Genomic DNA, 26,510 nt, shown 5'->3' with positions numbered 1-26,510 from the left:
TATGGGTTACGAAAACCAGGATTTCGAGATCGAGCAAGGCCCTAGCTGGGCACGCTCCAACTGGCCGTTGTCGGACACTGACGACCTCACCGGGGCGCTTGACCCCACGCAGATGCAGGTCGCGGTCAAGGCCGCTGCCAAAGCTGCGGGCAAGGCGGTGTCGGATGCGGACATAGCGCAGGCCGCCGAAGATTCCATCCGCGCGATGATGCTGATCCGCACCTATCGCGTGCGCGGTCATTTGGCCGCCAATCTCGATCCGCTGGGCCTGACCCATCGCGATCTGCCGGCTGACCTGACGCCGGAATTTCACGGCCTGACCGACCTCAACAAGAAAATCTATCTCGGCGGCACGCTCGGCCTGCAATTTGCCAGCGTCAGCGAGATCGTCGCGATTCTGCGCGCCAATTATTGCGGCAATGTCGGCCTCGAATATATGCATATCGCCGATGTGGAGGAGCGCCGCTTCCTGCAAGACCGGATGGAAGGCAAGGACAAGGAAATCATCTTCACGCCGGAAGGCAAGAAGGCGATCCTGGCCAAGGTCATCCAGGGCGAGCAATATGAGAAGTTCCTGGGCCGCAAATATGTCGGCACCAAGCGCTTCGGCCTCGACGGTGGCGAATCCATGATCCCCGCGCTCGAAGCCGTCATCAAATATGGTGGCCAGTCGGGCGTGCGCGAAATCGTCTATGGCATGGCCCATCGCGGCCGTTTGAACGTCCTTGCCAATGTGATGGCCAAGGGCTTCCGCGTCATCTTCCACGAATTTTCCGGCGGCACCGCCAACCCCGAAGATGTCGGCGGTTCGGGCGACGTGAAATATCATCTGGGCACCTCCACCGATCGCGAGTTCGACGGGATCAAGGTCCATATGTCGCTGGTCCCCAACCCCTCGCATCTCGAAACGGTTGATCCCGTCGTTTTGGGCAAGGTCCGCGCGCAGCAGACCTTCCGCGACGACCTCGACAAGCATGAGCAGGTTCTGCCCGTGCTGATCCATGGCGACGCGGCGTTCGCGGGTCAGGGCATCGTCTGGGAATGCCTCGGCTTCTCTGGCGTGTCGGGCTACAATACCGGCGGCTGCATCCACTTCATCGTCAACAACCAGGTCGGCTTCACCACCAGCCCGCAATTCTCGCGCGGCTCGCCCTATCCGTCCGACGTGGCGAAGGGCGTTCAGGCGCCGATCCTGCACGTCAATGGCGACGATCCCGAAGCGGTGACCTTCGCCTGCAAGCTGGCGGTCGAATATCGCCAGACCTTCCACCGCGACATCGTCATCGACATGTGGTGCTATCGCCGCTTTGGCCATAATGAAGGCGACGAACCTTCGTTCACCCAGCCGCTGATGTACGCGAAGATCCGCCAGCATCCGCCGGTCAGCGACGTCTATGCCTCGCGCCTCAAGGAACAGGGCGTGATCGGCGACGATTTCGTGGCCAGCGCGACCAACGAATTCGTGACCCATCTGGAAGACGAGTTCGAAGCGTCGAAGAGCTACAAGGCCAACAAGGCCGACTGGTTCGCCGGTCGCTGGTCGGGCCTGCACAAGCCGGCCGACGCGGAAACCACACGCCGCAGCGTCGAATCCGCCATCGCGCCCAAGCTGATGGAAAGCCTGGGCAAGACGCTGACCACCGTTCCCGAAGGCCATGCCGTCCACAAGACGCTCCAGCGCGTGCTGGATGCCAAGGCGGAGATGTTCAAGACCGGCGCGAATTTCGATTGGGCAACCGGCGAGGCGCTGGCCTTCGGCTCGCTCCTGTCGGAAGGCTATGGCGTGCGCCTGTCGGGCCAGGACTCAGGGCGCGGCACGTTCAGCCAGCGTCACTCGGTCTGGGTCGATCAGAATACGGAAAAGAAATATATCCCGCTCTCCACCGTCCGTCATGGCCGGTTCGAGGTTCTCGATAGCCCCTTGTCCGAATATGGCGTCCTTGGTTTCGAATATGGTTATGCCCTGGCCGACCCCAAGAGCCTGGTCCTGTGGGAAGCGCAGTTCGGCGATTTCGCCAACGGTGCGCAGATCATCTTCGACCAGTATATCGCCTCGTCGGAAAGCAAGTGGCTGCGCGCCAACGGCCTCGTCTGCCTGTTGCCGCACGGCTATGAAGGACAGGGACCGGAACATAGTTCGGCGCGTCTGGAACGCTTCCTTCAGCTCTGCGCCGAAGGGAATATCCAGGTCGCCAACATCACGACCCCGGCCAATTATTTCCACGTCCTGCGCCGTCAGATGCTGCGTCCCTTCCGCAAACCATTGATCATCATGACGCCCAAGTCGCTGCTGCGGCACAAGCTGGCGGTGAGCAAGGCCGAGGATTTCCAGGGCGACACCCACTTCATGCGCATCCTGTCGGACATGAATCCGGCACCCGATGCGGAAACGAAGCGGCTGGTGCTGTGTTCGGGCAAAGTCGCCTACGACCTGATGGAAGCGCGCGATGCGGCCGGGGACAAGAACACCCAGATCGTCCGCATCGAACAACTCTATCCCTTCCCCACCGAAGCACTCGCCATCCGCATGGAACGTATGCCCAAGCTGGAGGAAGTGATCTGGTGCCAGGAAGAGCCACGCAATAATGGCGCGTGGTTCCATGTGGAGCCCTATATCGAGGAAGCCCTGGCGGACGTCGGCAAAGCGCCGATGCGCGCCCGCTATGCCGGTCGCAAGGCATCGGCGTCGCCCGCAACGGGCCTCGCCAAACGCCATGTCGCCGAACAGGGCGCCCTCGTCGCCGATGCGCTGGGTCACAGCGTCCGTGAAGAAATCCGACGCCAGAAGAAAGGCTGAACAAGCTCATGGCTACCGAAGTCAAAGTCCCTACCCTGGGCGAATCCGTTACCGAAGCAACCGTGGGCCAGTGGCTCAAAAAGCCCGGTGAAGCCGTCGCGCTCGACGAACCCATCGTCAGCCTGGAAACCGACAAGGTCGCGGTCGACGTGCCCTCGCCGGTCGCCGGTACGCTGGGCGACATCATCGCCAAGGAAGGCGACACCGTGAATGTCGGCGCGCTGCTGGCGATGGTCAACGAAGGCGCAGCCGCTGCCGCTGCCCCTGCTGCGTCGGCTGCCCCCGCTGCCAAGGCGGAGGCCGCTGCCCCCGCACCTGCCGCATCGGCCCCCGCGCCAGCCGCGTCGGACGAGGATGAAGGCGGCAATCTGACGCTCTCCCCCGCCGTGCGCCGCCTGGTGCTGGAGCATGGCCTTGATCCCTCCAAGATCAAGGGCACCGGCAAGGATGGCCGCCTGACCAAGGACGACGTCACCGCCGCCGTCGCCGCTGGCACCGCCAAGGCCGCCGCGTCCGCGCCTGCCTCGGCCCCTGCCGCCGATGCCCCTACCGCTGGCCCCACCCGCGCGCAGGAACGGGTGAAGATGACCCGCCTGCGCCAGACGGTCGCCAAGCGGTTGAAGGAAGCGCAGAATACGGCCGCGATGCTGACCACGTATAACGACGTGGACATGACCAACATCATCGAGGCGCGCGCCAAATATAAAGACCTGTTCGAAAAGAAGCATGGCGTCCGTCTGGGCTTCATGGGCTTCTTTACCAAGGCGGTCTGCATGGCGCTCCGCGACATTCCGGGCGTCAATGCGCAGATTGAAGGCGACGAGATCGTCTACAATAATTTCTGCGACATCTCGGTCGCGGTGTCGGCCCCCACTGGCCTCGTCGTTCCGGTCATCCGCAACGCGGAATCGCTCAGCGTTGCCGAGATCGAAAAGACCATCGGCGGCTTTGGCAAGAAGGCCAAGGAAGGCAAGCTGACCATGGAAGATATGAAGGGCGGCACCTTCACCATCTCCAATGGCGGCGTGTTCGGCTCGCTGCTGTCCAGCCCGATCATCAACCCGCCCCAGTCGGGCGTGCTGGGCCTGCACCGGATCGAAGACCGCCCGGTCGTTCGCGACGGTCAGATCGTGATCCGTCCGATGATGTATCTGGCGCTCAGCTACGATCATCGCATGGTCGACGGTCGCGAAGCGGTAACCTTCCTCGTCGCGGTCAAGAACGCGATCGAAGACCCGACCCGCCTGCTGATCGACCTGTAAACTAAGCCAACAGTGCTCCTGCGAAAGCAGGAGCCCAGGGCGGAGACGTGCAACGAAAGCCGGATATGTCTACCTGATGGCCAACAGGCGCAACGGAACGCTCTATGTGGGCGTTACGAGCGACTTGGCCAGCAGGGCATATCAACATCGCAACAAGCTGGTGGATGGCTTTACGAAACAGCATGGCTGCACCATGTTGGTATGGTTCGCTGCTTATGACGATCTGCAGGAAGCGAGGCTCCGCGAAGTGCAGATCAAAAGATGGAAACGCGCCTGGAAGATGGAGTTGATCGAACGGGAAAATCCGCAATGGCGCGATTTGTTCGAGACGCTTTTCTGACGACGCCCTGGGCTCCTGCGTGCGCAGGAGCACTAAGAGGAAGGTGACACATGTCCGATTTCGACTATGACGTTCTGGTAATCGGTTCCGGCCCCGGCGGTTATGTCGCCGCGATCCGCGCCGCGCAGCTGGGCCTCAAGACCGCCTGCGCCGAAAGCCGCGATACGCTGGGCGGCACCTGCCTCAATGTCGGCTGCATCCCATCCAAGGCGATGCTGCACGCCTCCGAACTTTATGACGAAGCGGCCAATGGCACGCTCGCCAAGCTCGGCGTCAAGATCGACAAGATGAGCCTCGATCTCACGACCATGCAGGGCCAGCGCGCCGATGCGGTCAAGGGTCTGACCGGCGGCATCGAATTTCTGTTCAAGAAGAACAAGGTGACCTGGCTCAAGGGCCTGGCCAGCTTCACCGGTGCCAACACGGTCGAGATCAATGGCGAAAAGGTCACGGCGAAGAATATCGTCATCGCGACCGGCTCGTCGGTCACCCCGCTGCCCGGCGTCGAAGTCGACAATGACGGCGGCAAGATCGTCGATTCGACCGGCGCGCTGGTGCTGGACAAGGTGCCGGGCCATCTGGTGGTCGTCGGCGGCGGCGTCATCGGCCTGGAAATGGGCAGCGTATGGCGTCGCCTGGGCGCAAAGGTCACGGTCGTCGAATATCTCGACCAGATCCTGCCCGGCATGGACGGCGAAGTCCGCAAGGAAGCCAACAAGATCTTCAAGAAGCAGGGCTTCGACTATAAGCTCGGCACCAAGGTCACCGGCGCAAAGGCGCATGACAAGGGCGTGACCCTGACCGTCGAGCCCGCCGCTGGCGGGGACGCCGAAACGATCGAAGCCGATGTTGTGCTGGTATCGATCGGCCGTCGTCCCAACACCAATGGCCTTGGTCTCGACAAGATTGGCCTGGAGCTGAACGCGCGCGGCCAGATCGAAACCGATCATGAATTCGGCACGAAGGTGCCCGGCGTCTGGGCGATCGGCGACGTCATTCCCGGCCCGATGCTCGCGCACAAGGCCGAAGATGAAGGCATTGCGGTCGCGGAAAATATCGCGGGCCTGACCGGCATCGTGAACCACGACCTGATCCCATCGGTCGTCTACACCAAGCCCGAAATCGCGGGCGTCGGCCTGACCGAGGAAGCCGCCAAGGAAAAGGGCGCGATCAAGGTCGGCAAATTCCCGATGATGGCCAACAGCCGCGCCAAGACCAACCACGAACCCGAAGGCTTCGTGAAGATCATCGCCGACGCCGAAACCGACAAGGTGCTGGGCGTCTGGATCATCGCCACGCCCGCCGGCACGATGATCGCGCAGGCGGCACAGGCGATGGAGTTCGGCGCATCGAGCGAAGACATTGCCTACACCTGCCACGCCCACCCCACGCACAGCGAAGCGATCAAGGAAGCCGCCATGGCGGTGACCGGCAAACCGATCCACATGTGATCGCTGCCACCTCGCGCAAATGAAAAAGGCCTCCGCAAAACGGAGGCCTTTTTCATGTGAGCGCCTGCACCTGCGCCGGACCGGCCAACGCGGCCTGCCTCTGTCCTACAAGCGGCAACAATGCTACAATCCGACATGCCAATAAGTTTGTAATAAAAAATCGAGACCGAGAAATTAAATGTCGAAATCTACGGGAAAAGTGCGAAGTTAAGCCCTATCGCCGATAGCGCCCCTCATCGACCCACCGCGCCGTCAGCGCCGCCGCCGCTTCCACATCTTGCGGGAAATCGACCTCCTGCCACGGCAGACCGTCGATCGACACGGTCCCGACCCGGTTCCCCTTGGCGATGATGTCGATCGCGCGCAGATACCAGCGTTCCACCCCTTCGGGCGTCCGCATCATCTGGTTGATCTGGTTGCGGAAGATCGCCGGGCCTTCGCCGGTGAAGGCCAGCATGCCGATCGATTCGGCATTGGTGTCGGGCGGCAGCAACCGCTTGCCGATATGGTGCAGGCGGCCGCTCTCGTCGCGGTTCACCTTCATGTCGTCATCATCATAATCGCCATCGGGCTTCACATCGACGGTGACGGTGATCGCGTCGGTCGCCCCGGCGATCAGCTTGGCGACGATCTCGTCCGACACGATGGTATCGCCGTTCAGGATGATGAAGTCGCGGTCCATCTCTTCCCGCACGATCCAGCAAGTGCCGAGATTGTCCGCGACCTGGAAGAAAGGATTGAACACCGTGCGGATCCGCGCGCCCGTCTCGCGATAGAGCTGTAGCGCATGATCCTCGACCCGCTCGGTGCGAAAGCCCGTCACCACCACGATGTCGGTCACGCCATTGGCGACCAAAGCGGCGACCTGCCAACTGATGAGGGTACGCCCGTTAAATTCGATCATGCATTTGGGCACGTCGCGGGTCAGCGGCAACAGGCGTGAGCCTTGCCCGGCGGAAAGGATGATGGCTTTGCTGATCGTCATAGCGCGCGGCCTTAAACCGCAATTTGGCCGAAAAAAAGGCGGGGTTTGCACGACGGCCCGAACCCCCTAGACAGGCGCACGCCGGATGACCGGCATCCGGGGGAAAGGCCAGGGCAGACGTGAAGGTCAAACGCGGATCGGGGCAGGCAGGCGACGGCTTTTCGCGCATCCTGGCCAATACCGGCTGGCTGCTGGGCGGCAAGGGCGTCGGCGCGATCCTCAGCATCGCCTATCTCGCCATCGTCACCCGCACGCTTGGCGTCGCCGATTTCGGCCGCTTCGCCCTGGTGCTGAGCGCCGCGCAGGTCATCAAGACGCTGGTGTCGTTCGATAGCTGGCAGATCGTCGTCCGCTATGGCCAGCCGCATCTGACCGCGGGCCATGGCGACGCCCTCAACCGGGTGCTGCGCTTCTGCATCCTCATCGACCTCGCATCGGCGGTCGCGGGCGGACTGATTGCGGCCGCCATCTTGCTCCTGTTCGCTGACCTGCTGGAAGTCGGGCCGCATATGGCCTGGCAGGTCTGGCTCTTCTGCATGGTGATGATGATCACGATCCGCTCCAGCCCGACCGGCCTGTTGCGCCTGTTCGACCGGTTCGACAGCGCCGCGCTCGCCGAAACCATGATCCCGGTGGGGCGGATGATCGGCGCCGGGGCGGCGCTGCTGTGGATGCCCGACATTACCGGCTTCCTCATCGCCTGGGCCTTTGCCGAACTGCTCTGCGCGCTCAGCTATTGGGGACTGGCATTGCGTGTCGGCCACGGCCGCATCGGCCATTGGCGCGCCGGACGGGCGATTGATGCGCGCCGCGAAAATCCCGGCATCATCGGCTTCCTGACCGCCACCAACCTCCAGACCAGCCTCACCTCGATCGGCCAGCAGGTCGCGGTACTGATCGTCGGCGCCTTCGTCGGCCCGGTGGGCGCAGGCCTCTACCGCCTCGCCAACCAGCTCGCCAATTCACTGACCAAGATCAGCAGTCTCTTGTCGCGCAGCATCTTCGTCGAACTGTCGCGCACCAGCAGCCATGGCAAGGAAGCGCTCGGCGCGCTGTTCCGCCGCACCAACCGGCTGGCGCTGATCGCAGGCGCGGTCATCATCGCGCTCATCGCGACCATCGGCCGTCCATTGCTGGGCTTCATCGCCGGGCCGGACTTCCTGCCCGCCTATCCGCTGCTGCTGCTGCTCGGCATCGCCGCCTGCATCGAACTGATCGGCGTCAGCTACCGCCCGCTGCTGATGGCGACCGACCGCGCGGGCCTGTCGCTCCGCATCACCTTCGTCGCGACCCTGCTGCTGCTTGGCCTGCAGGCCGCATTGCTACCGCTCTACGGCACCATCGGCGCAGCGGTCGCCAATATCGTCGCTGCGCTGGCCGGTTTCGCGATGATGGGCTGGGCCAGTCGTCGGGCCGTGGCGGCCGACGCCTAATCCACCCAACCGCCGTTCGTTTCGAGCGTAGTCGAGAAACCTGTGCGAAGGTTTCTCGACTACGCTCGAAACGAACGGAACCAGGAATAGCGCCTACCGACCCGCCAATATCGCCTCGATCAAATCCACATCCGCCTGCTTGTCCGCATCGATGCACGCTTCGGGCTGCGCCATCGCCACCAGCCGCGCCACCAGACCAAAACGCCGCCCGACCCGCGCCATGCCACCGCGCAGCGTCGAAATCCGCAACAGCGCGCCCAGCAACGCCAGCGGCCCGAAGGCGGACAGGATCTTCCAGCCCTTCTTGCGGTCCTGCTCCACCTCCTGCCACAGCGCGATGACCGGCCGAGCCTTGCTGCTGCCGAACCAGAAGATATTGGCACCCGACCAGCCGCCATCGCGAAACTTGAGCCAGGTCCGCCGCGATTGCGGATAGCGCGCCAGCAGCGTCGCGCGCTCGACCATGGCCACCGCAATGTCCGCGCCTGTCGCCTCGGCAATGAACTGGTCCAGCATCGCCCGATCGAGCAGCACATGATCAGCCGTGGTCAGCAACAAAGGAAAGGGCAAGTCGCCCTCCTCCATCAACGCCAGCAGCGACGACGCAATCCCCGCCCCACCCCGTTCGAACTGCACGCGCGGATGCGCGCCCAGCCATGCCGTCGCCGGATCAGCGGCAAAGGCATCGGCCCGCTGCGTCAGGACGATCACCTGCCCGATCGCGGGATGATCGAGCAGCGCGCGCGCCGGGCGATTGATCATCGGCTCGCCCGCGACCGGCGCGAGCGGCTTGACCGGCACGCCTGCGGCAATCGCCAACGGATCGGGAATGGGCCGCGCACCCGCAAGCAGGATGGCGGTGACGGAAGCCGGAGCGGAAGCAATCATCCCCGCTCGTTACCCAAGCGGCGTCCGCGCGGGAAGCGGCTTATTTCCCGCTAGCAACCGGCGCGGCGGATGGTGCCTCGGCAAAGGCCTGGCGCTGGCCCACAGCCAGCCCCTTGTAGCGTGCCAGTTGCGCGCGGAACGCCCGCAAATCATTGCCCGCCAGTTGCGCCGTCGTGGTGAACTTCACCGACAGCGGATTGACCGTCGCGCCACCGCGATAGAGTTCATAATGGAGATGCGGCCCGGTCGACAGGCCGGTCGAGCCGACATAGCCGATCACTTGGCCTCGGCGGACGCGCTGGCCCGGCGCGGCGGCGATACGGCTCATATGCGCATAGCCCGTCGCGATACCGCCGCCATGCTGGATGCGCACATAATTGCCATGCCCGCCATGCCGCCCGGCATAGGATATCACGCCATCGGTCACCGCATAGATGGGCGAGCCGTAACGCGCCGCGAAATCGATGCCCGCATGCATCCGGCTATAGCCCAAAATCGGGTGCCGCCGCATGCCATAGCTGGACGACATGCGCCCGGCGACCGGGGCCGACAGCACGCCGCGCCGCTCGCCCACGCCCGACGCTTCGAACCATTCCGTGCGGCCATTGCTGGTCCATTTGAGCATATCGACCGACTTGCCGCGCGCGCGCTGCAACCCGGCATAGAGCAGCTCGCCCACTTCGATATCGCCCGTCTCCGCGCGGCGATATTCGGTCACGATGTCGTAGCGATCGCCCGCGCCGATCCCGCCCAGATCGACCTGCCCGGCAATCACCCGCAGGAAGGCCTGCACCGCCTTGGGCGGGGCACCGGCGGCACGGGCCGAGCGATAGATGCTGTCGCCCACCACGCCCTGAATGCGCAACGGCGTATTATCGACGCGGATCGGGATGCGCCGCACCGACAGCACGCCACCCGCCCGCTCCAGTTCCAGCGCCAGGTCAAGCCGCGCGCGGAACGCCAGCCGATCGAGCGGCCGGGGCCGGTCGCGGCTGGCCCGGCGGCCCAATATGATGTCGAGCCGCGTGCCCGGCTTCACCCCGTCGCTGATGTCCGCGCCGACCAGCGCATTGATCGTCGCCACGTCGCCGCTGCTGACCCCCGCGCGCGACAAGGCCCGCGCCAGCGTGTCGCTGCTGCCGACCTGGGCATTGAGTTCGATCTGCGGTCGTTCGGGCGTCTGGCGCAATGGCTGCACCGCATCGGTCGCGCCCATCCGCCGCCCGCTATCCGCGCCCAGCGCCAGCGGCGTGATCATCTGGCTGCGCACTTCGTCATACTGCGCTTCGGCCATCGTCCGGCCGGGCAGCCCCGGAATCGGCTTGAAACCGGGCGAGAGATACAGCGCCGTCGCGCACAGCCCGAAACAGGTGGCCAGCCCCCGGAACCAGGTCGGGCTGCCGATCCGCTGGGCAAGGTCGGGGACCAGCTCCACCTCATCCGCCCATTCGCGCAGCCGCATCCGCCAGTCGCGCGGCGGCACCGGCGCAGGCTGACGCAGCGAGTCGGCCAGCCATAGCGACATGGTGGCGCCGCCCTGCTGCGATCCGAACTGGCTATCCTGAAACAAACCGCGACCCCCAGGGGCATGATAGCATTGCTTGGCGACGCAACGACCCCCGCGCCATGCGTCGGGCCAGACCCTTGTGAAGCGACAGGGTTAAAGTCAATTTAAGACGCACCAATGACGCACCTGCCTGCGACGACCCGTGCCACGGACCCGATAGGAATGCACCAAGGTAGGGAACCCGCGAATCTCCTTGCTCCATCGCCCCCCATGCTCGACAGAGGGCCACCATGGTTGCCTTTGCCCGATCGCCCGTCACCGCCGTCCTGGGGCCAACCAATACCGGCAAGACCCATCTCGCGGTCGAACGCATGTGCGGGCACAGCAGCGGCATGATGGGCTTCCCCCTCCGCCTGCTCGCCCGCGAAGTCTATGACCGGGTGGTCGCGATCAAAGGCCCGGCGCAGGTCGCGCTGATCACCGGCGAGGAAAAGATCGTCCCGCCCCACGCCCGCTATTTCCTCTGCACCGCCGAATCCATGCCGATCACCGGCGATTATGCCTTCGTCGCGCTGGACGAAGCGCAACTGGGCGCAGACCCAGAACGCGGCCATATCTTCACCGACCGGCTGCTCCGCGCGCGCGGGCGCGAGGAAACCATGATCCTGGGGTCCGCCAGCATCGCCCGCACCGTCAAGGCGCTGGTCAAGGATGTCGAGATCATCGGCCGCCCGCGCTTCTCCACGCTTTCCTATGCGGGCGCAAAGAAGCTCTCGCGCCTGCCCAAACGCTCCGCCATCGTCGCCTTCTCGGCCGAGGAAGTCTATGCCGTCGCCGAAATGCTGCGGCGGTTCCGGGGCGGTGCCGCCGTGGTGATGGGCGCGCTGTCCCCCCGCACCCGCAATGCGCAGGTGCAGATGTTCCTCAATGGCGAGGTCGATTATCTCGTCGCCACTGACGCGATCGGCATGGGGCTGAACCTCGACGTCGCCCATGTCGCCTTCGCCTCGCTGCGCAAGTTCGATGGCCGCCGCACCCGCCGCCTGACCGTCAGCGAAATGGCGCAGATCGCCGGGCGCGCCGGGCGGCATCACAAGGATGGCACATTCGGATCGCTGGGCGGCGAAGATAGCGACGCTGCCTTCACCCCCGAAGAGATCGAAGCGATCGAGGCGCATCGCTTCCCGCCGGTGGACCATCTTTTCTGGCGCGACGGCACCCCGCGCACCGACCGGCTCGACCATCTGATCGCCGATCTGGAGGAGCGGCCCGACCGCCCCGAACTGCGCGCCGCGCCGCAGGCGGTCGATCTCTCCGTCCTCAAGCGACTGGCCGACGACCCCCTCGTCATCGACCGCGCGCGTGGCCAGCGGCAGGTCGAGCGGCTCTGGGCCGCGTGCAGCCTCCCCGATTTCCAGAAGCTCGGCACCGACCATCATGGCCGCGCCGTCGCGCGGATCTGGCGCTTCCTGTCCGAAGGCAATGGCCACATCCCCCGCGACTGGTTCGCGCAGGCGATCGCCCGGCTCGATTCGGTGCAGGGCGATATCGACACGCTGGCAGGGAGGATCGCCGCCGCCCGCACCTGGTCCTACATCGCCCATCGCGCCGACTGGCTCGCCGATCCCGCCGAAATGGCCGAACGCACCCGCGCGCTGGAGGAAAAGCTGTCCGATGCGCTCCACGCCGCCTTGACGCAGCGTTTCGTGGACCGGCGCACCACCGTCCTGTTGCGCGATCTCGGCCAAAATGCCAGCACCCTGCCGGTCACCGTCGAACCGGACGGCAGCGTGAGCGTCGATGGAGAATCGATCGGGCGACTTGACGGATTTCGTTTCTCGGTCGATCCCGCTACGCGGCATCAGGACAGGAAGATGCTGTTGGCGGCGGCGGAAAGGCGCCTTGGAAAGGTATTGCGTGTGAAGGCAGATGAATTGGTTGCGGCGGCGGATGCGGATTTTGCCCTGCTGGACGAAGCGGGACAGATGCCGAGCATCGCTTGGGGACAGGCGACGGTCGCGACCCTGCTGGCGGGGCCGACCCTGCTGACGCCCGAAATCCGGCTGGACCGCGCCTTGCTCGAACTGGCGCCCGATCTGCAGAAGCAGGTCGCCACGCGCCTCGCCGCCTGGCTCGACGCGCAAAAGCAGAAGCATCTGTTACCGCTCGTAAAAATGGCCGAAAGCGCCGCCGATCCGGCCGTCCCCGCCGTGGTGCGCGCGGTCTTCGCGCAGCTTGCCGATGGCGGCGGCGTGATGGCGCGGGTCGATCTCGACGCCGCGCTCGGCCATCTCGACAAGGACCAGCGCCATTTGCTGCGCCGCGCGGGCATCGATATCGGCGTGCTCGACATCTATCATCCCGGCCTGCTCAAGCCCGGCGCGGCGCGCTGGCGCTCGGCCTTGCTGGCGGCGCGACTCGGCAAGCCCTGCCTGCCGCTGCCACTGCCCGGCCTCACCCTGCTGCCGGTTGGCGACAAATTCGCGCAGATGGGCGCGCGAATCGCTGGCTTTCGTGGCTTTGGCGACCAGATGCTGCGCATCGACATGGCCGAACGCATGGCCCGCGCCGCGCATGAGGCGATCGCCAAGGGCGAAGCCTTCACCCCCGTCAGCCCGCAGATCGTCTCGCTCGGCCTGCTCGAACCTGCTTTCCTGCAACTCATGCGCGCGGCCGGCTTCCGCCCGGTCGAAGCGCCCACCCCGGCTCCGGCCGAGGAAGCTGTCGAGGGCGCGGAACCAGCAGAAACGCCCCCCGTCAGCGCCGCCAACTGGGTGTTCAAGGGCCGCCAAAAGCCCCGTCCCGAACGCGCCCAAAACGCCCGACCGCGCACCGGCCGCCCAGACAATGAGCAGAAGCCACGCGGCAACAAGCCCGCCCAAGGCCGTCGCGGCGGCAAGGATGGCGCACCCCCGCCGTCGCGCGCGAACCCCACCGGCGGCAGCCCCGCGCCCGCCAATAATGCCTTTGCCGGATTGGCCGAGCTGCTTGGTCGCAATGGCTGATCCGGGCGCAGCCCCCGGCCATGCGCCGACGCTGCGCATCGACAAATATCTCTGGTTCGTCCGGCTCTGCTCCAGCCGGTCGAGCGCCCAGAAACTGGCGGAGGACGGCCATATCCGCCTCAACGGCCGCCGCATCGACCGCGCCCACGCCCCCGTGCGCGCGCACGACCTCATCACCTTCCCCTACGGCACCACCGTCCGCGTCGTCCGCATCACCCACCTCCCCACCAGACGCGGCCCCGCAAACGAAGCGCGCGGCTGTTATGAGGAACTGACGGTCGGTGGGTGACGGGCGGGGGCCATCCGCAATCGACCACTTGCGGACAGAAGCCTACGATGAGACAGTGTCGTTCATGAAAGATCGCCCTCGATATTGGACCCTTCAAACGCGAAAGCCACTGCATCCGGCAATTCCCACGCGGGCAAGGGAATTGCTCATGTTTTTTTGCGGCAGCCCTTTTCCTTGTCGCCGCCCCTGTGTATATTTTATTAGCCTATTTTCGTCACTTACTGACTGCTGACGAAGCAGTACAAATGGCCATCCCGCTTTGGTTTGGAGGCGGAGTGTTCGTTGTGGCCGGGTTGTTTTGTAGATGGTGGCGATTGAAGAAGCTGGAGATGTATATTCGGTTCAAACGAGATTTAGTTGCGGGCCTTTCCAAATCGGACTGACGGCAATCCACCCTTCGCCGTCATGCCGGGCTTGACCCGGCATCCATTGGCTCAACAGTTCGGCGTCACTGAGAGGGCGAGGCTAATAGACCCCGGATCGAGTCCGGGGTGACGCCGTTTGAGGGGCATCCCCCTCTAACCATGCCAGCCGTCCGCCATGGTGCCCCTCTCTCGACGCACCCCCCTTCTCCCCGCCGAGGCGGAGTTGGATGAGGGGGCTCGGCATTGATGCGGCGCGACGGTGTAAGGCTCAGGACACCCTCACTCCGCCTGTACCAGGAACCTGCCACCGCTCTGTCCTACATCCCAATCCCATGTTACCCTTACCCCGACACCGCCCTTTCCTATCGTCCACTCCGTCCCCGCGACGCGCCCCAGTGACGGTGTGAACTTCGCCGGATTCGCCTCATGACGCGCCCGTCCCCTCCCCCGCCCAATCCAACCGTGCAACGGTGTGAACTTTCGAGTCGGGCCGCAGGAAACCGGGCCTAAACCCCCGGCAACATTATCCTCATTGACCTTGGCCGTGCCTGCGCATAGCAGGACCGCGCTTTTCCAACCAAGAGTGACCAGACAATGACCTATGTCGTGACCGACAACTGCATCCGCTGCAAATATATGGATTGCGTCGAGGTCTGCCCCGTGGATTGTTTCTACGAGGGTGAGAATATGCTGGTCATCAATCCGAGCGAATGTATCGACTGCGGCGTGTGCGAGCCTGAATGTCCGGCCGAAGCGATCCTGCCCGATACCGAAAATGGCCTGGAAAAATGGCTGGAGCTGAATACCAAATATTCGGCCGAATGGCCCAACATCACGGTCAAGGGCGATGCCCCGGCCGACGCCGATGCCATGAAGGGCGTCGAGAACAAGCTGGAACAGTATTTCTCGCCCGAACCCGGCACGGGTAGCTGACGAGCGCGCTGTCGCCGCCTTCGCCGTCCCATTTTGCGCCACACGCCCGCCCTTTATGTCCGGGGGTGGTAATTTTGTTACGAATCTGCTAAAAGCCGTCACAACGGACGGGCATATGCGCTCGCCCCTGGAGTATTAGCTTCATGTCTTGACGGTGGTGTCGCGGTCTTCCCTGCATGTGACCCCTATCGCATGTGCCCTGCGTCGGCCCCGTTCCCCGGTTGAATTGGAAAGGTTGCAAATGGCTGCCAAAGCGCTGTCCTTTGACGTTGGTGATTATGTCGTTTATCCCAAGCATGGCGTAGGCCGTGTAATCGAACTGCAGAAAGAGCAGATTGCAGGCATGGATTTGGAGCTGTACGTGCTCCGTTTCGAAAAGGAGCGCATGACGCTCCGCGTACCGACCAACAAGGCCGAAGGCGTCGGCATGCGCAAGCTGTCGTCCAACAAGACGCTCGAAGAATCGATGGAAACATTGAAGGGCAAGCCAAAGGTCAAGCGCACCATGTGGTCGCGCCGCGCGCAGGAATATGAAGCGAAGATCAATTCGGGCGACCTGGTGTCGATCGCCGAAGTGACCCGCGACCTGTTCCGCGCCGACGACCAGCCCGAACAAAGCTATTCCGAGCGTCAGATCTTCGAAGCGGCGTCCAGCCGCCTCGCCCGCGAACTGGCTGCGATGGAAGAAACCGACGAGCCTACCGCGCTCAAAAAGATCCTCGCGATCCTCAACGAAGCCGCACCCAAATATGCCAAGGTCGAAGGCTGATCGGCTTGGCTTAGGCCGCTAGCGGCTGGCCTAACGGAAAAGGGGCGTTCCGATATCATCGGGGCGCCCCTTCCTCGTCCGGGCCGGTCAATTGCCGCGATAGCTGCTATAGCCATAGGGGCTGACGACAACCGGCACATGATAATGGGCCTTCGCCTCGTCGGCGCGGAACGTGACGCTGATTTCCGGGAAAAATGGCTTCGCCGCCGACCCTGTATAGGCCGTCATGTCGAAACTGATGCGATAGATGCCGGGCGGCGTATCGATCCCTTCGCCAAAGCTGCGGATGCGGCCATTGCCATCGGTGCGCGCCGTGGCGACGCGGGTCCAGTTGCCGGCCGCATCCTTGCGCTCCAGCGTCGCCGGAATGTCGGCCCCACCCAAGCCCTGCGCCAGATCGAGAACATGGGTGGAGATATCCGACGCCTGCGCGCCCAAAGGCGTCGCCAGAATAGAGAGGGCTAAGGTAGCGGCAATCCTGTGACGCATCATGCTGGTCCTGATCCTGTATATATATCGTCGATGTAAAGGCCTCGACCACACCGTAAATCAACCCGAAAGGCCATGGCTGTCAGGTTGGTATCGACACGAAGGCACCCTTGACGCGATCCTTGATGACCTGGTCGGCGCGGAACACGGAACCGCTCATGGTGATATAAACGCCGGGTTCCGCCACCTGCGCAGTGGCGAAGGCCATGCCGAGGTTGAAACTCGCATCGCTCTCCCCGAAGCGCGCGGGCGCGAGCGCACCGACGAGGACAATCGTCTTGCCCTCGATGCCCGCCAGCGCCTTGGCCGTGTCGGTCATCGTATCGGTGCCATGGGTGATGACGATATGCTTTTCCGCCGCGGCCGCAATCCGCGCATAGATGAGCGCGCGATCGCGATCGTCCAGTTCAAGGCTGTCCTTGCGGGTCACTTCCTCGATCCGAAACGGCCGCTTGACCCGTGCCACGTCCAGCAGCTTGGCCATCACCGTTTCGCCCACCTGATAGTCGGACAGCGCATCGAAATAGACTTTGTCGATCGTTCCGCCGGTGGTCAGCAGCAATATGGGGGTGTCGGGCGACAGCATGGGAAAGCTCCAAACAGGGAAGACATGCCCCTAGCGCAAATCCGCCCGTGCCGGAACTGGCCTATTCCCCCCGCGCCATCGCTTCGCCGCGATCCCGCGCCGCCGTCAATGTGTCGACCAGCAGCGTGCGCAGACGATCATCGGCGTCGAGGACGTTCATGCCTTCGCGCGTCATGCCGCCGGGGCTGGCAACCCGATCGGCCAGTTGGGCCGGACTATCGCTGGCGCGGGCCGCCATATTGGCCGAACCTTGGACTGTCGCCAGCGCCATCCGAGCGGCCTGATCAGCGGGAATGCCGAGCGCTTCGCCTGCCTTGGCCAACGCGTCGATGAAGCGGAATACAAAGGCAGGACCACATCCCGACAGCGCCGTGACCTGGTTGAACAACGCTTCGTCCGTCACCCATTCGGCAAGGCCCAAGGGACGGATAAGGGTATCGACGGCATCCCTTGCCGAGGGTGCAGTACGGCGATCCGTGAAAAGCGCGGTCACGCCCTCGCCCAGCCCCACGGGCAGATTGGGCATGGCGCGCACAATGTCCCGAACCTGCGGGAAATACGCGCGCATATCCGCCAAAAGCGTGCCCGCCAAGATCGACACGATCCTCGTGTCAGCCGCGCATAGGGGCGCAAGTGATTCCGCCACATCGCCGATCTGATAGGGTTTCATGCCGAGCAGCACCGTGGTTCCAGCGGGCAATGCGGCGGGATAATCCGTCATCACCACCACGCCATCCGCCACCGCCTTACCGCTCGGACGCAGGACGGTAACGCGCGCAGGATCAAGGCCGCAAGCAAGCCAGCGCGACAACATCTGCCCCGCCATATTGCCACAGCCGACGAGAAAGAGGTGATCGGGCCAGATCGTCATCGGCTCAGGCTTCGCCGCGCGTTTCGATCAAACTGGCGGAAATCGCTTCCGACGGGGATTTGCCGCCCCACAATACGAACTGGAACACGGGATAGAAGCGTTCGCATTCGTCGATCGCCGTTTCGACCAGCAGTTGCGCCTGGTCGAGCGTCAGCGTGCCGCCTGCGCCCAGCAGCGCCCCATGACGGAACAGAATGATGCCGCTGGAGGACCAAAGTTCAAAATGACCGAGCCAAAGCTGTTCGTTGATCAGCCCCAGCGTTTCGTAAATGACGCTGCGCTTCTCATCGGTGACGCGGATGTCGGGCATGGCCAATAGCTGCAACACCTGGTCTTCATCGCGCCAAATGCCGCGCAATTCATATTGCGCCCAAGACCCTTGCGTGTTGGCGACGATCTCATCCTCGCCAACCTGCTCGTAGCTCCAGCCATGCGCCTCGTAAAAGGCCGCCAGCATATCGATCGGAGCGGCCTCCTGACCGCCATGTTCAAACTCGTCACTATCCATCATCGCCGCGCCTTATCACCGGATAAGGCGAAAGGACAGACAGGATCAGAGCCCCTCGCTTCCCTTTGGCTTGCTCGCCTTGACCGTCTTGGTGACGGGTTCGGACGTCCGCCCCTCCAGCGCGTCGAGGCGCGCCTTCAGCAATTCGACCTCTTCGCGCGCGGCGGCTGCCATGGCCTTGACCGCATCAAATTCCTCGCGCGACACGAACTCCATGCCGCCAATCCATTCCTTGGCCTTTTCACGGGCATTGGCCTCGAACTCGCGGCTCATGCCCGCAACCGTACCGGCGGCACCGTTTACCAGCTTGGCCAGATCGTCGAAAAAGCGGTTCTCGCTCTGCATTGCTCTTGTCCTTTGCGGCGGCGCGATGAAACCCGCGCCAAAAATCATATCTGGGTGCTAAGCGCCGGGGCGACAAGGGTCTCGGCATCGGGATTAAGCCGCCCAATCTCATAATTGAGGAAGGAAGCAAAGGCGAGCCACGCCAGATAGGGGAGCAGCAGCAAACCGGCGACACGGCGTATCCGGCCAAACAGCCATATGGTTATCGCGACAACGACGATCAGCGCCAATATCAGCACCAGCGCGCTGCCGACCTGATGCGCGCGAAAGAATAAAGGCGACCAAGCAAGGTTCATGACCAGCTGCACCAGGAACAGGACAATCGCCGGCCCCCGCCCCTTCGCGCCGCGCGCATGCAGGACGATAGCCAGTGCCAGACCCATCAATATGTAGAGAATGGTCCAGGCGACACCGAACAGCCAGCCGGGCGGCATCAATGCGGGCTTTTCCAACGCATCGAACCAACGATTGCCATAGCCGCTATTGGCGAGGCGCCCCGACAGGAAGCCTAACAGTACAATGGCCGGAACGGTAAGCAGGGACCACCGCAGATAAGCGAGGCGCAACTGGCCGGGGGACGCGATCTCGTTCATCGGCAACGCTTCTCCATAACCCTCATTCCGCCGGTTCAGGCGCGTCCTTCAGCGCCGAATCCAGCTTTCGGCCGACGGTTTGCGGGGAAACCGTGCGCTTGGCAACGCGCGAATAGAAGATGGGGATGAGGAATAATGTGATCAGTGTCGCCAAGCTGACGCCCGATACGATGACCACACCGATCGACTGGCGCGCCGCCGCTCCCGCCCCGCCGCGGATGACCAGCGGCACTGCGCCGATGACCGTCGCGATCGAGGTCATGAGGATGGGACGCAGGCGACGCGTCGCAGCCTCGCGAATGGCCTGCCCCACCTCCATGCCTTCGTCGCGCAACTGGTTGGCGAACTCGACGATCAGAATGCCGTTCTTGGCTGCCAGCCCCACGAGCATGACGATACCGATCTGGCTGTAGAGATTGATCGTGCCCCCAGTGATGATCAGCCCAATCACGCCGCCCGCCACGGCGAGCGGCACTGTGGCGATGATGACACCGGGATGGATGAAGCTCTCAAATTGCGCGGCGAGTAGCAGAAAGACGACGAGGATGGTGAGGCCGAAAATCAACCAGATCGATCCGCCGGTTTCCCGCAACGACTGGCTTTCGCCGCGATAGCCGATGGCCAGCACTTCGGGCGCTTGCCGTGCTTCATTCTCCAGAAATGTGAGCGCGTCCCCAAGCGAGGTTCCCGGTGCAAGGGCCGCGGTCAAAGTGATCGCGCGGAGCTTGTTGAACCGGTTAAGCTGACGTGGCCCTGCGACTTCGCGCACCGTCACAACAGACGACAGTGGCACCAGCGCCCCGGTGCGGGTGCGGACATTGATCCGTTCCAGATCGGCGAGGGTTTGCCGCCCTTCGTCTTCGGCTTGCACGATGACACGATATTCCTCGCCCCGATCGACATAGGTAGTCACGCGGCGGGAGCCGAGCAGGCTTTGCAGCGCTTGGCTGACATCGTTAACCGACACGCCCAGATCGCCGGCGCGCTGCTGATCGACGTCGATCCGCATTTGCGGTTTGGTTTCCTTATAGTCGCTGTCGAGGTTGATCAAACCCGGATAGTTGGCGGCGGCCGCGGTGATGCGATCGCGTGCCGCGACCAGGCCTTCGTAGGTAGAGCCTGCAAGCACGATATTGACCGGCAGGCCGCGCCCGCGTCCCAAGCCAGAGCGCGGTGCGGCATTGCCGCGCACGCCTGGCTGGTTGGCGATGACATTGTTGATGATGGTCGCGACTTCCGCCGTTGTGATCGTGCGATCCTCCCAAGGTCGGAGGAAGGCGATGACATTGCCGCCGTTGAAGTCGTCGGTCGTACCAAAGCCGCTTGGCGTGCGGATAATCAGATTTTGAAGCGTGCCATCCTTGCGCAACGGCGAGAGTTCATCCTCAATCTTGCGCATATAGGTCAGCATCCGGGCATAGCCGGTGCCTTCGGGCGCGCTGATCTGGCTGTCGACGACACCTGTATCTTCGGCCGGTGCCAATTCGTTGGGCAACAGGGTGAACAAACCGCCTGCGATGGCGAGGAAAAGGCCGACCCCGATGAGTGGGATCAGGGGCTTGTTGAGCACCCGATCCAGCCACTTGCGATAGCCGCCTTCGATCCTCTGAAACCGTGCATCGACCCAGCGCGCCAAACGCCCGCGCTCCGCATTGTTGAGCAATTTGGAGCAGAGCATGGGTGCAAGGCTGAGGGAAATGAAGCCCGAAAAAGCAATGGCCGCGACCATCGCGATAGCCAGTTCACGGAACAGCAACCCCGTCTGTCCGGCGAGGAACATCACCGGCACGAACACCGCACACACGACCAAAGTGGTCGAGATGATGGCGAAACCCACCTGCCGCGTACCAAGATAGGACGCAAGAAGCGGGTCTTCGCCCTGTTCGATGCGGTGATAGACATTCTCAAGCACGACGATGGCGTCATCCACGACGAGGCCAATGGCCAACACGAACGCCAGCAATGTCAGCAGGTTGATCGACAGGCCCGCCAACCACATGACAGCACAGGTCGCCAACAGACAGATCGGCACGGTAATGGCCGGGATGATGGTAGCGCGCACCGAGCCCAGAAACAGGAAGATGACGAGAATGACGAGCAGCGCCGCCTCGATCAGCGTGTCGTAGACGTTGGCAATGGCACGGCTGATGAAGAGGGACTCGTCGGACCCGACGGCAACGCGCATGCCTTCGGGCAGGGTTGGTCGCAATTCCTCTGCCAAAGCCTTCGCCTTGTCGGCGACGTCCAGCGTATTGGCACCCGACTGGCGCACGATGCCCAATCCCACGGCCGTCCCGGCGTTGGATCGGAAGCTGTTATAGGGATTTTCCGCCGCCTCCTCGATCCGCGCGACGTCGCCCAGCTTGACCTGGTATCCGTCGGCACCACGGCCGACGACCAAGCTGGCGAACTGCGCGGTCGTAGCAAACGCCCGTTCGACGCGCAGCGTCTGATTCTGATCCTTCGATTCAAAGCGACCGGCGGGTAATTCGACATTCTGCGCACGCAGGGCGTTTTCCACGTCGGCTGGCGTCAGACCAAAGGCAGCCAGCCGCTCGGCATTCATCCACACACGGGTCGAAGGCCGCGCCTCGCCACCAATGGTAACCCGCGCCACGCCATCGATGGCAGAGAAGCGGTCCGCAACGTTGCGGTCGATATAGTCGCTGAGTTGAATCGAGGTCCAACCGGGGCGGGAGAAGGCCAGAAACAGGATCGGCCGCGCATCCGCATCGACCTTGCGAATTTCAGGAGCCAACGCGTCTTCGGGCAAGTCCTCCACCACGGAACCGACACGGTCGCGCACATCATTAGCCGCCGTGTCGATATCGCGTGACGGATCGAACTCGATGCTGATGTCGGACGTGCCGTCCTGCGACCGGGAGGTGATCGTCCTGATGCCCTGCACACCCGCGACCGCATCCTCGATCAACTGGGTGATACGGGTTTCGACGACCGACGCGGCGGCGCCGGTATATCCTGTTTCCACCGAGACGATCGGCGGGTCCGTATCGGGATATTCCCGCACCGACAGGCTCAAATAGCCAACCACGCCGACGATGCAGAGCAAGATGGCGATAACAGCCGCGAAGACCGGGCGGCGGACGGAGAGATCGGACAGTTGCATGACTGCTCTAGCCCGCAGGCTTGCGCGAAGGCGCTGGCTTGTCACCCGCCAGGCGCACCGTCGCGCCATCGCTCAGTTTCACCACACCCTCGGTCACGACCTGCTGCCCCGCCTTCAGGCCGCCCAATATCTCGACCTGTCCATCCTGGCGAATGCCGGTATCGACCTTGACCCGCTTCACCTTGCGACCTTCGAGCAGGAACACGAACCGGTCTTCGCCATCACCGACGATCGCCAGTTCGGGCAAGGCCAGTGACTGGCGCTGGCGCGATGCGACGCTGACGGTCAGCAACATGCCGGGTTTCAGCGTCCGGTCAGGGTTTGGCAAGATCGCCCGGACCCGCACTGCCCGCGTGGCGGGGTCGATCACCGGATCGATCGTCGCGATCGTGCCAGTATAGGGCCGGTCGGGCCAGGCGGCGGAGATCGCCTTGATCGACTGACCGGCCTGGATCGACGATAGCCGTGTCTCCGGGATGGTGAAGTCAAGCTTGATGCGTGACACGTCGCTGACCGTCGCGATGGCGGTGCCAGCGGACACGATCGCACCGGGCGAGACAATCCGCAAACTGGCCCATCCCGCAAAGGGCGCCCGGATCACTCGGTCACCGATAGACGCGCGCGCCTGATCAGCACTGGCGCGCGCTGCGTTGGCCAGCGCGAGTTGCTGATCGAGCGACGAAGCCGTAGCAAAGCCGCGCGTCTTGAGTGACTGGACCCGCTCCAATTGCTGGCGGGCCTGCAAGGCCTGCGCCTCGGCGGCCGCAAGCTCGGCCTTTTCCTGCCCAACGGCGAGCGTCGCGATCACCTGACCCTTTTTGACATAAGCACCATCAGCGAAATTGATCGATGTGATCCGCTCCGTCACCGGCGCGGACAAAACCACCTGCTCGTTGGCAAGGGCCGTGCCGACCGCTTCCAGGCGGTCGGTAAAGGTTGCGGTGGCAACCGGTGCCGCCTCCACCAGCGGAACGGCGCGCGGTTGCTGCGCCTTTTCACTGCCGCAACCGGCAAGGCAAAGCGCTGTAAAGGCGAGGAGATGGGGAAATCGCATAGGAGGGGGCTAACGGGCCTTTGCAAGCGGCACAACATGACCTTTTGCCGCTGGATGAACTTACTGGCGAGAAACGAACATGGGGCGTTTATCCACCAAGCCGGGCGTAGATGAGAAATTCGACATTGCCCTGTGGACCCGTAATCGGACTTTGTGTCAGGCCGATAACGGTCCAACCCTGCGCATCGATCCATGCCCGGACTTGCGCGCAAACCCGATCGTGGATCGCCACGTCGCGCACGACCCCGCCCTTGCCGACTTCGCCACGTCCCGCTTCGAACTGCGGTTTGATCAACGCTACCAGTGCCGCGCCGGGCCGGGCAAAGGTCAGCGGGCGTTCCAGCACCTTGGACAAAGCGATGAAGCTCGCGTCGCAGACGATGCAGTCGACCGGCTCCGGGATATGCGTTTCCGTCAATATGCGCGCACTGGTCTGTTCGTGGACGATCACCCGATCGTCCGAACGCAATTTCCAGGCGAGCTGATTGGTGCCGCTATCGACCGCATAGACCTTGGCCGCACCATTGGTCAGCAGCACGTCGGTAAAGCCACCGGTCGAACTGCCTACGTCGATCGCGACCTGACCGGTCACGTCGATGGCGAATGTATCAAGCGCGTGGGCAAGCTTGATGCCCCCGCGCGAGACCCAGGGATGGTCGCGACCGCGCACGTCGATCGCAGCGTCGGGCGCGACTTGCTGACCGGCTTTCTCCACCTTGCGATCGCCGAGGAATACATGGCCTGCCAGGATCAACGCCTGCGCGCGGGCGCGGCTTTCCGCCAGGCCCAGATCCACGAGCAACTGATCGGCGCGTATCTTGGCCATCAGCGTACCAGTCCGGTCAGCGTCGCTACGCTCAGCAATTGCGGCAAGGTCTGCGCCTCCTTACCCGGCGCATACCAGAGGTAGAGCGGCACGCCCGAACGGCCCTGCGCTTCCAAGAAGCGGGTGATGGCGGGGTCGGCATTGGTCCAGTCGCCAACCATGACGGTTACACCGCCTTGTTCGAAACGCGCTCGCGTTTCGGCACGGTCGATGGCGGCGGCTTCATTGGCCTTGCAGGTCAGGCACCAGTCGGCGGTGAAATAGAGGAAAACGGGCTTGTTCGCCGCGCGCAGACTGGCCAGCTGCGCCTCGTCGAACGCGACATGATTGGCGCTTGCTGTTTCCGCGGGGGCTTGCGTCGGCAATGTCACCGCTGCTGCGGCCAGCAACACCACACCGAGCAACGCCGCAATCAGTCCGCCCCCCCGACCTGCGCGCTGCCGCATGCCCAGCCACCAGAGCAGAAGCGCCAGCAGGAGCGCTGCCGCCAGACCGATCATCATGCCCGAAACGCCGCGCTGCTGCCCCAATAGCCAGGCAAGGCCGAGCGCGGTGAGGAACATCGGGATAGCGAGAATTTTCTGAAGGCGACCCATCCACGCGCCGGGCTTGGGCAAACGCCGCCGCAAAGCGGGGACATAGGCGAGCAGCAGGAAGGGCAACGCCAGTCCCAGCCCCAAGCCAGCGAACACTGCCAGCGCGGCGACCAGCGGCAGCAGCAGCGCCGCGCCCATGGCAGCCGCCATGAACGGCCCCGTGCAGGGAGTCGCGACGAAAGCGACCAGCGCGCCGGTCCAGAACGACCCGGCCAAGCCGCCCTTCCCCGCCAATCGATCACCGCCGCCAATCGCACGAAAATCGAACAGGCCTGCCAGATTGAAGGCGATGAGCGTCACCAGCAGCAACAAGCCCAGAATGATGCGTGGGTCCTGCAACTGGAACGCCCAGCCCGCCGCTGCTCCTGCTGCACGCACGGCGAGCAAAACGCCACCAAGGGCAAGGCAGGTCATGATCACACCCGCCGTATAGGCCAGCGCTTCCCTCCGGACCACGCGCTCGTCGCCTCCGGCCTTGGCCAGTTTCATGACCTTGAGGCCCAGGATCGGAAAGACGCAGGGCATGATGTTGAGCAGCAAGCCGCCAAGCAAGGCGCCACCGAGCGCGGCCAGGATCGCCACCGCCTGCCCCCCGCCCGACGATGCGGCAACCGCGCCCGGCTGCGCCGTCAGCAGGAAACCGGCATGCTCGCCGGTTCGCAACACCGCCTGAACATTACCGCCCTTGCCGCCTTCGGCCGCATCCGTCTCGATCAGCAGGCGATCGCCATCGCGGGTGATGCTTTGCGGCGCGGCGTAGCGGGTGAGGCCCTCTGCCAACGGGAAGAGATGGACATCGCGCGCCTGCGCATCCGCTGGAAACGGCACGGAGACGCGCAGCTTGCCGTCGGCGATGGCATAGGTCGCCATACTGCCCAACGGCCGGGGCAGATGCGTGCGCCAAGCATCGAACCGGGCGCGATCGGCGGCGTTGGCCTGTCCCTCGCCCGCGACCAGATCAAGAGCCATTTCCCCGCTTTCGGGCACGCACACCTTGTCGGTGCAAGCCAACCATTGCGCCTTCACCCGGACCGGCAAACGGGTGCCCGGTGCCACGTCGGGCGCGACGGTCAGGTTCGCCAATAGGCCATAGGGGCCTTCATACACATGGTTCATCAGGCCGGAGATCAATAGCGTTTCAGGGACGGGATAGCGCAACGCGCCAACGCTGACGCCCTTGGGCAGCGTCCATTCAACGCTCATCCCCAGCCCTGCATCGCCCGGATTTTCCCAATAGCCGTGCCATCCCGCCTCCGGCGTCATGGCGAAAGCAATGGTCGTGCCCTTGCCCGGCTGCGGCGCGGCGCTTTCGGCCACCAGCCGCGCCGCGATATGCGGTGCCCCGCCCCCGAACGCGCCCTGGGCCAGCGCAGCGGGCGCGGCGAACAGCAACGCCAACGTCATCAATATGCCATGAAAAATCCGCATCGGGCCTCTGGTCGAGTGGGTGAGAGCGGGCTAGGTCCGGGGGCGTTCGCCGTCAAGGCTGGA

The 26,510-nt window shown here is 63.7% G+C and carries 22 protein-coding genes; 9 read left to right on the top strand and 13 right to left on the bottom strand.

Going from position 1 to position 26,510, the window contains the following annotated elements:
* The first annotated feature begins 1 nt into the window (after position 1).
* From BSY17_RS15755 to lpdA, 4 genes are all read left to right on the top strand, one after another.
* On the top strand, positions 2 to 2,797 hold the full coding sequence (locus BSY17_RS15755; protein WP_069066184.1) for a 2-oxoglutarate dehydrogenase E1 component: 2,796 nt from the start codon (positions 2 to 4) through the stop codon (positions 2,795 to 2,797).
* A gap of 8 nt (positions 2,798 to 2,805) precedes the next feature.
* On the top strand, positions 2,806 to 4,059 hold the full coding sequence (odhB, locus tag BSY17_RS15750) for a 2-oxoglutarate dehydrogenase complex dihydrolipoyllysine-residue succinyltransferase (protein ID WP_069066183.1): 1,254 nt from the start codon (positions 2,806 to 2,808) through the stop codon (positions 4,057 to 4,059).
* A gap of 76 nt (positions 4,060 to 4,135) precedes the next feature.
* The gene (locus tag BSY17_RS15745) at positions 4,136 to 4,399 is read left to right on the top strand and encodes a GIY-YIG nuclease family protein (RefSeq protein ID WP_069066182.1); all 264 of its coding nucleotides are present in this window, start codon (positions 4,136 to 4,138) and stop codon (positions 4,397 to 4,399) included.
* 50 nt (positions 4,400 to 4,449) lie between these two features.
* The gene (gene lpdA, locus BSY17_RS15740) at positions 4,450 to 5,850 is read left to right on the top strand and encodes a dihydrolipoyl dehydrogenase (protein WP_069066181.1); all 1,401 of its coding nucleotides are present in this window, start codon (positions 4,450 to 4,452) and stop codon (positions 5,848 to 5,850) included.
* 214 nt (positions 5,851 to 6,064) lie between these two features.
* Here the strand turns inward: lpdA and BSY17_RS15735 are convergent, their stop codons facing one another.
* Positions 6,065 to 6,835: a phosphocholine cytidylyltransferase family protein gene (locus BSY17_RS15735; protein WP_037477105.1), complete on the bottom strand. Its 771-nt coding sequence runs from the start codon at positions 6,833 to 6,835 to the stop codon at positions 6,065 to 6,067.
* A gap of 119 nt (positions 6,836 to 6,954) precedes the next feature.
* Here BSY17_RS15735 and BSY17_RS15730 point away from each other — a divergent pair, with 119 nt between their 5' ends.
* Positions 6,955 to 8,268 carry a lipopolysaccharide biosynthesis protein gene (locus BSY17_RS15730; RefSeq protein WP_069066180.1) on the top strand — a complete coding sequence of 438 codons (1,314 nt, stop codon included), beginning with the start codon at positions 6,955 to 6,957 and terminating at the stop codon, positions 8,266 to 8,268.
* A 93-nt stretch (positions 8,269 to 8,361) separates the two neighbouring features.
* Here BSY17_RS15730 and BSY17_RS15725 read toward each other — a convergent pair whose 3' ends face one another.
* Positions 8,362 to 9,156, bottom strand: a complete 795-nt coding sequence (locus tag BSY17_RS15725; protein WP_069066179.1) for a nucleotidyltransferase family protein — start codon at positions 9,154 to 9,156, stop codon at positions 8,362 to 8,364.
* Positions 9,157 to 9,196: 40 nt separating this feature from the next.
* Positions 9,197 to 10,681: a M23 family metallopeptidase gene (locus BSY17_RS15720; RefSeq protein ID WP_171899293.1), complete on the bottom strand. Its 1,485-nt coding sequence runs from the start codon at positions 10,679 to 10,681 to the stop codon at positions 9,197 to 9,199.
* A 272-nt stretch (positions 10,682 to 10,953) separates the two neighbouring features.
* Here BSY17_RS15720 and BSY17_RS15715 point away from each other — a divergent pair, with 272 nt between their 5' ends.
* The 4 genes from BSY17_RS15715 (at position 10,954) to BSY17_RS15700 (ending at position 16,024) form a co-directional block, all read left to right on the top strand.
* Positions 10,954 to 13,668 (top strand): helicase-related protein, encoded by a 2,715-nt coding sequence (locus BSY17_RS15715; protein WP_069066177.1) that lies wholly within the window; start codon positions 10,954 to 10,956, stop codon positions 13,666 to 13,668.
* On the top strand, positions 13,661 to 13,957 hold the full coding sequence (locus BSY17_RS15710) for an RNA-binding S4 domain-containing protein (RefSeq protein WP_069066176.1): 297 nt from the start codon (positions 13,661 to 13,663) through the stop codon (positions 13,955 to 13,957). The genes BSY17_RS15715 and BSY17_RS15710 overlap by 8 nt, the downstream gene beginning before the upstream one ends.
* Positions 13,958 to 14,916: 959 nt before the next feature.
* Complete coding sequence (fdxA, locus tag BSY17_RS15705; RefSeq protein ID WP_069066175.1) at positions 14,917 to 15,255, top strand: ferredoxin FdxA; 339 nt, start codon at positions 14,917 to 14,919, stop codon at positions 15,253 to 15,255.
* A 241-nt stretch (positions 15,256 to 15,496) separates the two neighbouring features.
* Complete coding sequence (locus BSY17_RS15700) at positions 15,497 to 16,024, top strand: CarD family transcriptional regulator (protein ID WP_037477608.1); 528 nt, start codon at positions 15,497 to 15,499, stop codon at positions 16,022 to 16,024.
* An 87-nt stretch (positions 16,025 to 16,111) separates the two neighbouring features.
* On the opposite strand, the gene uraH is transcribed toward BSY17_RS15700, so the two are convergent.
* From uraH to BSY17_RS15650, 10 genes are all read right to left on the bottom strand, one after another.
* Positions 16,112 to 16,516, bottom strand: a complete 405-nt coding sequence (gene uraH, locus BSY17_RS15695; protein WP_083217142.1) for a hydroxyisourate hydrolase — start codon at positions 16,514 to 16,516, stop codon at positions 16,112 to 16,114.
* A 79-nt stretch (positions 16,517 to 16,595) separates the two neighbouring features.
* Entirely contained in the window at positions 16,596 to 17,099 is a 504-nt protein-coding gene (locus BSY17_RS15690; RefSeq protein WP_069066173.1) for an asparaginase domain-containing protein, read from the bottom strand.
* A 61-nt stretch (positions 17,100 to 17,160) separates the two neighbouring features.
* Entirely contained in the window at positions 17,161 to 17,970 is an 810-nt protein-coding gene (proC, locus tag BSY17_RS15685; RefSeq protein ID WP_069066172.1) for a pyrroline-5-carboxylate reductase, read from the bottom strand.
* A 4-nt stretch (positions 17,971 to 17,974) separates the two neighbouring features.
* A complete protein-coding gene (locus tag BSY17_RS15680; RefSeq protein ID WP_037477312.1) occupies positions 17,975 to 18,481 on the bottom strand; it encodes a YbjN domain-containing protein in 507 nt (168 codons plus the stop codon).
* 42 nt (positions 18,482 to 18,523) lie between these two features.
* The gene (locus tag BSY17_RS15675; protein WP_069066171.1) at positions 18,524 to 18,823 is read right to left on the bottom strand and encodes an accessory factor UbiK family protein; all 300 of its coding nucleotides are present in this window, start codon (positions 18,821 to 18,823) and stop codon (positions 18,524 to 18,526) included.
* Positions 18,824 to 18,867: 44 nt separating this feature from the next.
* Positions 18,868 to 19,416: a TspO/MBR family protein gene (locus BSY17_RS15670; RefSeq protein ID WP_069066170.1), complete on the bottom strand. Its 549-nt coding sequence runs from the start codon at positions 19,414 to 19,416 to the stop codon at positions 18,868 to 18,870.
* 22 nt (positions 19,417 to 19,438) lie between these two features.
* On the bottom strand, positions 19,439 to 22,543 hold the full coding sequence (locus tag BSY17_RS15665) for an efflux RND transporter permease subunit (protein ID WP_037477306.1): 3,105 nt from the start codon (positions 22,541 to 22,543) through the stop codon (positions 19,439 to 19,441).
* Positions 22,544 to 22,550: 7 nt separating this feature from the next.
* Positions 22,551 to 23,597: an efflux RND transporter periplasmic adaptor subunit gene (locus BSY17_RS15660; RefSeq protein ID WP_037477304.1), complete on the bottom strand. Its 1,047-nt coding sequence runs from the start codon at positions 23,595 to 23,597 to the stop codon at positions 22,551 to 22,553.
* Positions 23,598 to 23,685: 88 nt separating this feature from the next.
* Positions 23,686 to 24,423, bottom strand: a complete 738-nt coding sequence (locus BSY17_RS15655; RefSeq protein WP_069066169.1) for a TlyA family RNA methyltransferase — start codon at positions 24,421 to 24,423, stop codon at positions 23,686 to 23,688.
* Positions 24,423 to 26,447, bottom strand: a complete 2,025-nt coding sequence (locus tag BSY17_RS15650) for a protein-disulfide reductase DsbD family protein (RefSeq protein WP_069066168.1) — start codon at positions 26,445 to 26,447, stop codon at positions 24,423 to 24,425. The genes BSY17_RS15655 and BSY17_RS15650 overlap by 1 nt, the downstream gene beginning before the upstream one ends.
* Between the last annotated feature and the right edge of the window lie 63 nt (positions 26,448 to 26,510).

Source organism: Sphingobium sp. RAC03 (assembly GCF_001713415.1).
Classification (GTDB): domain Bacteria; phylum Pseudomonadota; class Alphaproteobacteria; order Sphingomonadales; family Sphingomonadaceae; genus Sphingobium.
This window is presented reverse-complemented; position numbering and strand designations above follow the sequence as displayed.